Genomic DNA, 13521 nt, shown 5'->3' with positions numbered 1-13521 from the left:
AGCCCGCCTCCGCTTCAATTGGTGTTGCAAATATAAATCAACGCAGCATGGGAATGACATCTACCCCAAAAAAAACAGCCTGATTTTTGTCCACTTGAGAGCAACGTCTCAAAAACAGCCTAAAATTTGTCCATTACACCGAATATTCCGAATTTGAGCAAGGCACGCTGATTGCCGTCACCGAAGCCAGGGCGAAAGCCTCAGCTACCACACTGACAGCCAACGACATGACCGAAGAACAACTGCAAAGTTTTGAAGGCGTTCAAGACGAACTAACCAACACGCTTGGCAGATTGACGGCCCGCGTTGAAGACTATCCCGATTTGAAAGCCAACGAACAATACCTGACGCTTCAGGCACAGCTGAAAGGCTGCGAGAACCGCATCCTCACCGAACGCCAGCGTTACAACGAATTGGTTCAGGAATACAACAAGCGGGTCCGCAAGTTTCCAAGCAGCATCGTTGCCAACCTATTTGGCTTTGAGAAACGTCCCTATTTCGAGGCAAGCGAAAACGCCGGCCAAGCGCCACGCATTTAAGGACGCCTTGAAATACGAAAATCAAAAAGGTCGAAGCGTTTGCTTCGACCTTTTTTCGTCTATTGATTTCTGTTTGAGACGGTTGTTTTTTCTTCATTTCGATAGCAGTTCATTCTGACTTAGACACTTCCCAAAAATTATCTGATATCCGCTAAACTTTGGCAGACGCCAAACAATTTGAAAAAAAAAACACGACTTCTTGCCAATTCCAAAAAATCCATATATTTGCCACGCCAAAAAGAGAACTTTGTTACAGTTTTGGGCATTCGTTCTCTATCGGGCACAAAATTTAGGAGTTTTAATGATTCATAAAATACAAACAATGAGCAACTACACATTGACCTACGACAAAAGCAAATCTCAAGAGATTTACATTGAGGATTGCAAATCGAACAATAATCCTTATTTTAAGGATGAATACGAAAAAGCCAAAAAGTTGATTGACGAAATCGTTAGATTTCAAAATGACGAAGAGAATAAAACTACCATCAAACAATATGGCTGCAACAATCGCATCCTGTTTATAGGACAGCGTGGCTGTGGAAAGACATCCGTGATGAGATCTTTAGCTAAACATCTGTCTTCAGAAGAATATCAAACAACTGACCCCAAAACCCCAAAGGTTAAGTTCTGTTGTCTTCCAATAGTGGATCCAAGCCATTTTGACAACAACGACAGCATCTTGCTGACGGTAATCACCAACATGTTCTCTGAAGCAAAAAGGAGGATGAACGAAGCAAAAAACGAGTTTGACACTTTCGGACGTGAAAATCTTCTGAATCAATTTGAGAAAGTTTTCAAGTCATTGAGTTCCATTAATTTAGAGCTGTCATCCCATACCTTGGAAACATTGAACAGGAAAAGCGATGCCGAGGATTTAAGTAATAAAATAAAACAACTTGTCGATGAATATCTTAAATTCACGGGCTATGGCAAAGACAATTCAAAACTCGTTCTTCTGATTGACGACCTCGACATGTCCGTGTCGTATGCCCCTGATATGCTTGAGCAGTTGCGAAAATATTTGGAAATAGACAACCTTATCATCTTGATGTCTGCCAATTTGGGACAATTGACCAACGAAATGAGGGAGAAATACAGTTCTGCATTCAAGAACACGTTGAAAGACAGCAATTAGGCACTTTCCATCGATGTGGAAGACTTGGCCACAAAGTACCTGCTGAAGTTGTTCCCGACCTCAAGAAGAATAAACGTTGAACGGCATGTCAGCCAATTGCTGGAGACTAACTTGAAAGTCGTAAATGCGAATGACACCTGCCCCAAAAACTCTGACGGATGCAGTGGCTCTTATAATCTTAATGCGAGAATTAACATTACTAATAAATGCTTTTGTGGAAAATGGGATGAGTCAGAAGCTAAAAGCGATGATTCAAAAGGCGATGATTCAAAAGGCAATTTCCAAAAAATGATACTATCTTTGATATGGGAGAAAACCCGACTCCTTTTCATCCCTAAAGATCCTGATAACACATTGCATCCGATAATCCCGACCAACCTGCGTGACTTGGTGCAATTCTTAGATATGCTGACGGATTTGAAAGAGGTTAAACCCAAGCATGATAATCTATTTAAAGATATAACTTCGTATAATAACTGTAAAGAAAATCTGGGAAAATTCAAAAACTATGTGATGAATATCTGGATTCCCAATCATTTGTCGGTGGAGGAAGAACTGGTGTTCAAGAATATTCCAACGGATATCACGGAAATCAACAAGCACCTGATCAATTCCATTAATGTAATTGGAACCAGACACAAAAACCGATTGATGTCGCGCCAGGTGGATTTGGACATGATCGAACGCAACGCCGAGAATATCAATATTGACCGTGACATTTACACAATGGTCAGTCCCAACGACCCCAAGTTTGTAAAAGCCAACAAGATTTCCGACATCTTCAACCAGCCGTCCAACTATTCATACGGCGACCTGTTGCTGATGATTGACAAGTATGAAACCTACTTCGAGTCGGAAGAAGACAGAAAATTTACCGATGCCATAAAGATTTACTATTCCATTCTGCTCTTTGAAACCATGTTTTTCAAGAGTGGAAAAGTTAAATATAATAAAAAGAAAGAAACAGAAAAAGAAAAAGATGGATTTTATGATTTGCAGGAAGATGAAAAGATTCTTCCTATACAAAAACTACTTGGCGGGACGGTATATTACCCCAATTATTTTGAGATAATAACGAGCAAACACTTTTCCCAAAAGGGTCCTTCTTTCGATGCAAAGCGAGCTTTTTACCACAAAGTTGAAGTGGAAAAAGAAGGGGGAAAAAGAAATGGGAAAAAAGTAGAAGAAAAATACACGGTTGGTAAAGATTATCCCTTGTTTGCTGTTTTGTACTACGGCGACATACGCCCTGACAGGTACGACAACAAACACATATACGATACAACGTTTGAAAATGATGCAGATGTTGACGGAACAAAATATGTCACATTTGACATCCTTTCCATTTTGAGTAACATGCTTAATCCTTGGCATACTATTAATAGAGCCAATGGTGCTGTTGTCACTGATAGTGAAGTCGATTATGATAATAATTATTTCAAAAATTGGGGGAATTATTGTTCAATACCAAATTCAGAACATATTACACCTAATTCAATACTGCCATTTTATTCAGTAGATATTATGTTACAATATCTTAATAAATCCATTTCGTTTGAGAACATACTGAAACAGGAAGAAAATGTAAAATTAAAAGAAATATTTGACGAAAAGGTTAGCAAAAATAATAAAATTAGTAAAAATAATAAAAAAGGAACAGAAATTTCAATGAAATACTTTCTTGCTGAGGATACTTTAAATTCACAAAAAGTCATTCCTCCAAGCAACATTACTATATTGGAACAAGCTAAAAATGTCTATAATAAAATTATTGAAATTAATACATCTGATAATAAAACAATATGTGCCAAAAACTGCTGCAATAAAGCCACTGCATTTAGAGATTACGTGATGTCATTGGTGTTAATGCACTTTGAGGGTAGTGTAAAAGAACGTGACCTGTTGATTAAGAATCTGCATAAATATGATACTTGCTCCGAAATATTTGAATATCTTTATTCTGTTTTATTTACGGATGCTTATAGGGCAAATACGGCACGTTTATCGGTTCAGGAGACCGTTCATTCCAGAGATTTCGTCAAATATTACTACGGACAGCTATTGGCTAATACGGATAGGATGTTGAAACGTATAGACATAGGCACAGGTATGGTTGACGTGTATAACAAAATCTATAATGAAGCCATTCCGTATTTCATTGATCCACAGACAAAGTAAAAAACAACAATAGGCAGTAATGACAACGTCAAAAAATCCTGAATTATCCTTCTTGATAGAAGCCCTTCATCTCAGTCCTGATGAGGTCTTTGAGTATGTCCATGAACATCCTTGTTGGAAACTTAAGGATGTTATCAGCTTTGTAGCCGACAAGACCCAGTGTAATGTTGGCATTACGGATTTGCGGCATTTCACTCCTGAAATTGTGGATTCGTGGAGATGTTATGTGGTTGGTAACGATAAGATTCCAGCATCAGAAGACGAAGAAAAGTCCGTCTTCGATTTTGTTAGGGAAAGAAGTAAGGAATATCTGCTGGTACAAAACGGAGAGCCATACTTCAGGATAGAGAAAATGGATGAATGGCAACATGTGTCGTTCCACTGCGGCGAAGACCTTTTCGTCGCAGCTTTGTTGGCCGACATGAAAATCAACGGGAATTATGAGCCACGCAATTTCCAGTGGAACTACATCCTGAAATCGGATTTCTCGCTGCTCAACAACATGATTGTCCAAAACAAAATCGTTGAAAACCACTACCATCTTGGCGGCTCGTCACCAATGGTGGATCTCTCGTGGATATATCTGATGAATCATCCATTTGGTCAGGAAGAAAGATACCGTGCATTCCTTGAAAAGCCTGAATCTCTTTATATTGCCCCCTATAGTCTCAACAAAACGCACCAAAGTTCACTTCAAACACTGGTAAAGATGGCAGCATACATCAGGCTTTGGCTGTTTCGGCGGAGCGTCCAACGGAAGGATATTTTGGAGAGTCAAAACGGTAGTGATGACAATGCACGATCGGATGACAATGTGATTCGTGACATTTATGACATACTCCATTCTGCTGGAGTCCTGCTTGAAGATGAGTTGGCATCCACCATCGATGCCCTTCTTTATAACAGCGATTTTTCGGCATTCGGCGTTAAAGTGGATTATGCCATCAAAGGTTTTAACATATCCGTCGATGAAAAAAATTGTTTTTTATCAGGTGAACGCCATCTCAACTATTGCTGTCTGAAACACATTTACACTTATCCGAAAAAGGATGATTATTTCAGGGTGATGTATTACCTTTATCTGCTGGTCAAGCATCATTTCAACCTTTACTTTGTCCAGTCCAACGACAAAACCGGTTTTCAGAATTTCAAGGACTACAACGACAGAAAAAGGGAATTGATTCGAGGCACTAAATATGCGGACATGGCGACTAATATCGCACTTGAATGGGACATAAAGGAAAACCATCTTGAGCAGCTTGAGGTGAGAATTGCGCCAGACAAGAAAAAAAGCAAAATCATCAATGGTATAAATGACACTGACAGCAAAGCTTTTTTCCGCTCATCACGAATCAGCGGTTACGACAGGATTACGCCACGAGTGCCGGAAAATGGTCGTTTGAGATACAGCGACGGCACGGACAAGTATTTCTATGTGCTTCACTTTATAAAAAATAAATGTGCCAATTGGTATACCGATAAAAGCCACATCAATGCTCCTGTATGCCGTGAGTATGCTAAGCGGCGTGAATTTCGCTGTCAGGCTGAGACTTTAAAGGACATGCGTGACAGCAATGAAGATGTGTGCAGAAGGATATTCGGAATTGATGCGGCAAGCAACGAGGTTAATTTCCGTCCCGAAAACTTTGGCACTACATTCCGTTTTCTTTCCTCTTCAAGAGAAAAGCAAGATGTACCATGGATTCGCAAGATACCAGACCTACGCAAGACATACCATGCCGGAGAAGACTTCTACGAGGTGATTGACGGACTGAGGGCTATCGATGAGGCAGTGATGTACCTTGAGCTGTCGCAAGGCGACCGAATCGGTCATGGCGTGGCTTTGGGCATTGATGTTGACAAATGGTATCAGCGTCATCCTGTCATTGCTTTGCCATTGCAGAACAAGATTGACAATGTGGCTTGGATGCTGCATAAGATACGCGAATGGAGACTGACGGTGTCAACAGCGTACTACGAAAAACTCATGACCGAGTTTGAACGGATGTATGTTCAACTGTATCAAGACAAATGTCCGGGTTTGATGGATTATATCAAGGCTTGGGAATTGCGTGGCGATGATCCTGATTGTTATTCGAGTCCGAAACCGGAAAATTCTTATACAACACCAACAACTTTGTGGGAACGGTATCACATCAGGGATATCGGACAATATAAGGATTTTGTTAAAGTAGCTAATCGTCCAAAATCCGAAATTCCTGCTGCTTATGGAATCTACCACAGGTATCATTTCGATACCGAACTGAAACGGAGAGCTTCCATGATTGAAAAACACGAGTTCAATCAAGACGAATATGCACAGGAACGCATAAGGCTTGTAAAGGAAATACAGTTACACATGAGAACACATGTCGCCAACAAGGGCATTGCGGTGGAAAGCTGCCCGTCATCCAATTTCCTGATTAGCAACTTTGATGAGTTTAAGGAGATTCCAGCATTCGCCTTATTTCCCATTAGAGAGAATGAAGCCGACCATATTAGGACAAATGTGTGTATCAACACCGATGACCAGGGCGTATTTTACACCAATCTTGTCAAGGAATACACCATGTTGGCCGGCACGTTGCGCAAATGCAAAACGGAAGACAATAAGCGGAAGTATTCTGATAATGAGATTCTGAAATGGATCATGTGCTTGATAGAAAACAGCAAGCAGCTGTGTTTCCGTTCGGGTGATGTTGAATATTACGGCATTCGAAGTGACAACAACCTGTTTGAAGACAATGTAAGAGAACGGCCATTGGATGATAGATATGTACTACCGAGTACATTTTAAACGGTTAGTTCTGTATAATAACGTGAGTTCGATAAGTAACTGTTTAAAATTAAACTTCAATTTGGATTTCAAGGCTGCGAGATTTTGAGAGGTCTCGTATTCTCGCGGCCTCGATGCTTCGTTTTCATCATGTCTAAATTTGCTCATCTACATATTCATAGCAGATGCTAATAGTTTCAATCCAACCGTTTTTTCAAATGCTTTCAGCCTTCCCACCAAAAGGCGGCGGCCTTTTGGTGAAAAGCACGCCGCCTTTTACCCAAAAGCCCGCCTGCTTTTTGAAAAAGCAGACGGGCTTTTAAAATTTGCCGCTCGTGCTTTTTTCAAAAGCTGGCGGCCTTTTCAGTTTGCGCTTCCGAGGGGCTTATTTCACCTTCTCGTACTTGAGCGTGGCAAGCATTTCCTTCAGGTCGATGCCCGGACGGAAAGCCACCTTTGCACCCTTAATCATCGAGGCATTGAAACGGCTTTCGGTTTCCGCACCCTCACTCGTGAGTGAGATTTGGAACGAACCGAAATCACCGAAACGGACAATCTCTCCGTTTTCCAAGTGGCGTTTCAGCACCTTGGTAAGGTCGTTGAGTACTGCAAGCACATCGCTGTCGCTCACTGTGGTGGAGCCTTCGGCGATTTCCTTGCTCAGTTTGCGGAATGTAAGTTCTTCGCGAGCCTTTGCCTGTGCGTAGAACTTCTTCGGGGCGTTTGCGTTGCCCGGATTACCCTTCTGGGTCAAAACATAAGTTACTGCCATGATTTTTGATTTTTTATTTGGTTAGACAATAAATTTTGATTGCGGGTGCAAGTATACACTTTTTTTCTGACTTATCATAGGCTTTCAGGGCATTTTTTTTGCATTTTTTCCGAAAAACAATCAGGCCAGACATTCCTACATGAGTGGATTTACACCTTATTAATTAATAGCGGACACCTATAATAAAATATTGCTGTCCGCTAAAAATGGAGACAATACCTGTAATCGATAAAATTTCAACGAATTACGATGCCCTGTCAAAAACAGGGCTTATCTTTATACGATTTCATTTTCATCACAATCTCAATAAAAAGCAAAGAGACTGAAGTGTTGAAAGCTTGACTGGGATGGGCGTGCGGGCCACGGGCAAAATCAGTGCCGCCTTGCATTTAGCGGCCTGATTCATCGAACGCTTGCGTGAGACTAAATGCGGGGCAGCGTCCGCCCAAAGGACAGACTAAGTGTTTGAGCCTTAGGGAGCTGCATTTATGTTCCGCGACTTAAGGCTCAGACACTTGGCTATTGCCCAATTGACTTCGTCTCGGCATAGTTCAAGCAAGCTTGCCTCTGCTCTCGACTTGCGTCAATTTAGGCTGGCCGTGCGTAGGGCCGATGATTTTGCCCTTGACTCTTTGGTTACTTTCTGGTCAAGTTATCATTGTTGTTGAACAAACGGATGGCGGATATAACAGGCAAGAGTTCTGTTGTGTCACAATCTGGTGGTATGTAGAGACGCACAGCCGCGCGTTTTTACGTTCCAAAAAATCCCTCGAAAAAACACGTTTCGTTGCAATTTTTGTAAAAATGCTGTCTAATAGATAATTGCGTTTTAGTTATATAGAAGAAAACCATAGTCCACTCATCAATTTGTAGTTGGGATTTTCATAAAGATTTTCAGTTGGGATTTTGAGGGCTTTGCCCGACCTAAAGTGAAAGAATCGTAGAAACATTTTCGGAGAGATTTTCAGTAAGGATTTTGATGGAGATTTTTTCAAAATCCTTCTGAAAATCCTTACTTAAAATCCTGTTAAAAATAAGCGCAGGCTTTCGCTGATTAGGGTCGCTTCGCTCAAAATCCATACTTAAAATCCTACAAAAAATCCTTACTGATATTGCTTCGCTTTCTTATCAAGTTATCATTGTTGTTGAACAAACGGATGGCGAATATAACAGGCAAGAGTTCTGTTGTGTCACAATCTGGTGGTATGTAGAGACGCACGGCCGTGCGTCTTTACGTTCCAAAAAATCCGTCCAAAAAGCATGTTTTGTTGCAATTTTGTAAAATACTGTCTAATAGATAATTGCATTTTAGTTATATAGAAGCAGAAAGTGACAAAAAAATGATAGTTTGGCTGTCCGCTAAACTTTTAGCGGACACCAATAAATAAAAAAAGCAGAAGACCGAAATTCCAGTCTTCTGCTTTTCGTTATTTTGCTATGCAACATCTTACGCCTGAGCCGTAGGGCCATTCAAGGTAAACGGAGGCATTTCGCCGCCATCCTTGATATTGCCAAACTGAGCCTCATACTTGCTCAAATTGTCAGCCAAAGCCTTGTAAAGACGCTTGGCGTGCTGTGGGGTCATAATGACTCTTGATCTCACCTTTGCCTTTGGCGAACCCGGCATAAGCTGAACGAAATCGAGGATGAATTCAGTTGGTGAGTGTGTGATGATGGCCAGATTGGAGTATTTTCCTTCAGCCACTTCATCAGTCAATTCAATGTTAATCTGATTTTTCTGATTGTTTTCCATAATATTTTTGATTTAAAAAATGGGGATAGAACGCAGTCCATCCCCATTTTGGTTAATTACATATTAGGCTTCCAGAGTTGGAGCAACCTTTGCTTCGTATTCTTCACGTGAACCGACGATAAGGTCTTCGTATTCGCGCAAACCAGTACCGGCAGGAATCTTGTGACCGACGATCACATTTTCCTTCATGCCGAGCAGAGAATCCGACTTAGCGGCGATGGCGGCATTGGTCAGGACCTTTGTGGTTTCCTGGAAGGATGCAGCCGAAATGAAGCTATCGGTAGCCAGAGCTGCGCGGGTAATGCCTTGCAGCACCTGAGTAGCAGTAGCCGGATTAGCAGGTCTTGTTTCAGGCAACTTCAAGTCCTTACGTTTCAAGGCTGAGGTCTCTTCACGCAACTTCATTGAAGAAATGATTTGACCGGCATGGATATTCTCCGACGCACCAGGATCGATGACAAAGAACTTGCCGTAAATATCATCGTTTTCTTCCTGGAACTTCAGTTTATTGACGAGTTCACCTTGCAGGAAACGGGTATCACCTGGGTCAATGATTTCGACCTTACGCATCATCTGACGGACGATGACTTCAAAGTGCTTATCATTGATGGTCACACCTTGTGAACGGTACACGCTCTGGACTTCGTTGACGATGTATTCCTGAACCTTCATTGGGCCCATGATAGCCAAGATGCTGGCAGGTGTGATGACACCTTCCGACAGCGGCTGACCAGCCTTCACGAAGTCGTTTTCCTGAGCCAGAATCTGCTTTGAAGTAGGAATCAGATAGCGTTTCTGTTCGCCAGTCTTAGCCGTTACGACGACTTCACGGTTACCACGCTTCAGTTTCTTTTCCAAAGTCACGATACCATCGATTTCAGAAACGATAGCCGGGTCGATAGGGTTACGGGCTTCGAACAATTCCTGGACACGCGGCAGACCGCCGGTGATATCGCCACCGCCCGAAACGTTACGAGGAATACGGACGAGATGGTCACCAGCCTTAATCTTTTCGCCTTCTTCAACAACGACGTGAGCATCAACAGGAAGGTCGTATGAAGCAACGACTTCTCCATCAGCCACGATTTCAATCAACGGGTTCTTTGCGCCTCTCTTACCTTCAATGATGACACGCTCGTTAAATCCGGTTTCAGCGATGGTTTCCTTACGGAAGGTAATGCCTTCTTCCACATTCTGGAAACGGATTTCACCGGCAAATTCGGAAACGATTGATGCATTATATGGATCCCATTCATACAGCTTGTCGCCCTTCTTCACGGTTTCACCGCTTGCGAAATACAACTTGGCAGCGTATGGGATATTCAAAGTCGTCAGAACGACATCGGTATTGCTGTCGTGCAGTTTCAATTCAGCGGAACGGCCAATGACCACTTGGTACTTCTGGCCATCCTTTTCAGCATTGACTGAACGCAATTCATCGATTTCAAGATAGCCGTCGTACTTGGCTTCGGCGCTTGAAGCGACCAGATTCTTGGATGCCTTACCACCTTGGTGGAAGGTACGCAGAGTCAGCTGAGTACCTGGTTCACCGATTGACTGGGCTGCGATAACGCCCACAGCTTCACCCTTTTGCACCAGCTTGCTGGACGAAAGGTTGCGGCCATAGCAGTTAGCGCACACGCCACGTTTCGATTCGCAAGTCAAAACGGAACGGATTTCGACGCTCTCCAATGGTGATTCGTCGATAGCTTCAGCGCGTTCCTCGTTGATTTCTTCGCCACCGGCAACGATAAGTTCGTTGGTCTGAGGATGGAAGATGTCGTGCAAGGCGACACGGCCCAAAATACGGTCATATAATAAGGAGTGCTTTCCTGGTTCCTTCTTTTCATCACCGCGCGAAACGGTCAAGCCACGCAATGTGCCGCAGTCCTTTTCGGTAATGATGACATCGTGAGCGACGTCAACCAGACGACGGGTCAAGTAACCAGCGTCAGCGGTCTTCAAAGCGGTATCAGCCAAACCCTTACGGGCACCGTGAGTTGAAATGAAGTATTCCAAAACCGACAGACCTTCCTGGAAGTTGGAAAGAATCGGGTTTTCGATAATTTCGGAGCCGCCAGAACCAGCCTTCATAGGCTTAGCCATCAAACCTCTCATACCGCAAAGCTGTGAAACCTGTGCTTCAGAACCACGGGCGCCAGAGTGCAGCATCATGTAAACAGGGTTGAAGCCTTGGTCATCGCTCGAAAGGACGTTCATCACTTCCTTGGTCAGCTTGGCATTGACATCAGTCCAAAGGTCGACAATCTGATTGTAGCGTTCGTTAGGACCCATGAAGCCCATCTTTTCGTATTCACGGATTTCAGATGCCTTTGCATTAGCTTCTTCAATAAGGTTGCTCTTCATGGCAGGGACGAGGACATTGCCCAAATTGAATGACAAACCGCCCTTATAAGCCATGCGGTAACCCATATTCTTGATATCATCCAAGAACTTGGTGGTGATAGCGGTACCTTCGTGTCTCACCATATCACCGACGATGGTACGCAGTGACTTCTTGGTCAACAGTTCGTTGATAAAGCCGAAATCATCCGGAACTACCTGATTGAAGAATACGCGGCCGACAGTCGTTTCAATCTTCTTCGTAACAATCTGATCGTTTTCGCGGACACCGACTCTCACATTGATGATGGCGTGCATATCGGCACGACCTTCATTCAATGCAATAATCACTTCTTCAGGCGAATAGAACGACATGCCTTCACCCTTGACAGGATGTTCAGGCGTGCTCTTACGAGGCTTAGTGATGTAATACAGACCAAGAACCATATCCTGAGAAGGCAAGGTGATAGGCGCACCATTGGAAGGATTCAGGATGTTGTGAGAAGCAAGCATCAGAATCTGAGCTTCAAGGACAGCGGCATTGCCCAGCGGTACGTGGACAGCCATCTGGTCACCATCGAAGTCGGCATTGAATGCCGTACAAACCAACGGGTGCAGACGGATAGCCTTACCTTCAATAAGTTTCGGCTGGAAGGCCTGGATACCCAAACGGTGCAGTGTAGGAGCACGGTTCAGGAGAATCGGATGACCTTTCAATATGTTTTCAAGGATATCCCAAACGACAGGATCCTTGCGGTCAACAATCTTCTTTGCCGATTTCACGGTCTTCACGATGCCGCGTTCGATGAGCTTGCGGATGACAAACGGCTTGAACAATTCGGCAGCCATATCCTTCGGCAGACCACATTCATTCATGTGAAGGTCTGGACCGACAACGATAACGGAACGGCCTGAATAGTCGACACGTTTACCCAGCAAGTTCTGACGGAAACGGCCCTGCTTACCTTTCAAGCTGTCGCTCAAGGATTTCAGCGGACGGTTGGATTCCGTCTTAACAGCACTTGATTTGCGTGAGTTATCGAACAATGAATCGACAGCTTCCTGCAACATACGTTTTTCGTTACGCATGATGACGTCAGGAGCATTGATTTCAATCAAACGCTTCAGACGGTTGTTGCGGATGATGACACGACGGTAAAGGTCGTTCAAGTCGGAAGTAGCGAAACGGCCACCATCCAAGGGGACGAGAGGACGCAGCTCCGGAGGAATGACCGGCACCACGCTCACAATCATCCATTCAGGACGGTTTTCGATATGTGTATTTGCTTCGCGGAAAGCCTCAAACACCTGCAGGCGTTTCAGCAGTTCCTGCTTACGCATCTGAGCCTTCACATCGTTGGCTTCTGCACGGAGCTTGTCAGCTTCAGCGTCAATGTCCAATGACGCCAGCAAATCATAAACTGCCTCAGCACCCATCTTAGCGATGAATTTCTTAGGATCATCATCCTTAAGATATTGGTTTTCAATTGGCAGCTGTTCCATCAAGGTAAGATACTGTTCTTCGGTAAGGAATTCCAGCCTCGTAACCGTACGGTTTTCTGAATCATTCGGAATAGGAGCACCTTCCAAAGCACCGCCTTGAATGATAACATAGCGTTCGTAATAAATGATGGCATCGAGCTTCTTTGTCGGGATACCCAGCAAAGCGCCAATCTTATTTGGCAATGAACGGAAATACCAGATATGAGCTACCGGAACCACCAGTTTGATGTGGCCCATACGCTCTCTTCTGACTTTCTTTTCAGTCACTTCAACACCGCAGTGGTCGCACACGATATTCTTGTATCTGATGCGCTTGTACTTACCACAGTGGCATTCCCAGTCTTTTACAGGTCCGAAAATTCTTTCGCAGAACAAACCGTCACGTTCAGGCTTGTAAGTGCGGTAGTTGATGGTTTCCGGTTTCAAGACCTCACCGTGTGAACGGGCAAGGATCGATTCTGGAGAAGCCAAACTGACCGTAATGCTGTCGAAGTTGCTATTAATTGTGTTATTGACCAT

Annotated in this window: 6 protein-coding genes and 1 pseudogene; 4 read left to right on the top strand and 3 right to left on the bottom strand. The window is 43.4% G+C overall.

The window, feature by feature from the left end:
• Positions 1-152: 152 nt before the first annotated feature.
• The 4 genes and pseudogenes from AC06MN_RS01685 to AC06MN_RS01670 all read left to right on the top strand — a co-directional run.
• Positions 153-539 (top strand): annotated as a pseudogene (locus AC06MN_RS01685) (LemA family protein); the annotation flags it as partial.
• Between the two features lie 322 nt (positions 540-861).
• Positions 862-1677, top strand: a complete 816-nt coding sequence (locus AC06MN_RS01680; RefSeq protein ID WP_475670618.1) for an AAA family ATPase — start codon at positions 862-864, stop codon at positions 1675-1677.
• A gap of 15 nt (positions 1678-1692) precedes the next feature.
• Positions 1693-3855, top strand: a complete 2163-nt coding sequence (locus AC06MN_RS01675) for a hypothetical protein (protein ID WP_475670617.1) — start codon at positions 1693-1695, stop codon at positions 3853-3855.
• A gap of 19 nt (positions 3856-3874) precedes the next feature.
• Positions 3875-6652, top strand: a complete 2778-nt coding sequence (locus AC06MN_RS01670; protein ID WP_475670616.1) for a hypothetical protein — start codon at positions 3875-3877, stop codon at positions 6650-6652.
• Between the two features lie 364 nt (positions 6653-7016).
• Here AC06MN_RS01670 and AC06MN_RS01665 read toward each other — a convergent pair whose 3' ends face one another.
• The 3 genes from AC06MN_RS01665 to rpoC form a co-directional block, all read right to left on the bottom strand.
• Complete coding sequence (locus AC06MN_RS01665) at positions 7017-7403, bottom strand: HU family DNA-binding protein (protein ID WP_475670615.1); 387 nt, start codon at positions 7401-7403, stop codon at positions 7017-7019.
• A 1447-nt stretch (positions 7404-8850) separates the two neighbouring features.
• Positions 8851-9156 (bottom strand): DUF3467 domain-containing protein, encoded by a 306-nt coding sequence (locus tag AC06MN_RS01660; RefSeq protein ID WP_475670614.1) that lies wholly within the window; start codon positions 9154-9156, stop codon positions 8851-8853.
• 63 nt (positions 9157-9219) lie between these two features.
• Positions 9220-13521, bottom strand: coding sequence for a DNA-directed RNA polymerase subunit beta' (gene rpoC / locus AC06MN_RS01655; RefSeq protein ID WP_475670613.1), 4302 nt, complete (start codon positions 13519-13521; stop codon positions 9220-9222).

This window comes from Candidatus Limimorpha sp., assembly GCF_056203535.1.
The sequence above is the reverse complement of the archived record's forward strand: the minus strand, read 5'-3'. Positions and strand labels throughout refer to the sequence as shown.

Coding starts and splice junctions, on each gene's coding strand:
- AC06MN_RS01680 (WP_475670618.1), top strand. CDS start 862: ATGAGCAACTACACATTGACCTACGACAAAAGCAAATCTCAAGAGATT.
- AC06MN_RS01670 (WP_475670616.1), top strand. CDS start 3,875: ATGACAACGTCAAAAAATCCTGAATTATCCTTCTTGATAGAAGCCCTT.
- AC06MN_RS01665 (WP_475670615.1), bottom strand. CDS start 7,403: ATGGCAGTAACTTATGTTTTGACCCAGAAGGGTAATCCGGGCAACGCA.
- AC06MN_RS01660 (WP_475670614.1), bottom strand. CDS start 9,156: ATGGAAAACAATCAGAAAAATCAGATTAACATTGAATTGACTGATGAA.
- rpoC (WP_475670613.1), bottom strand. CDS start 13,521: ATGGTCAATAACACAATTAATAGCAACTTCGACAGCATTACGGTCAGT.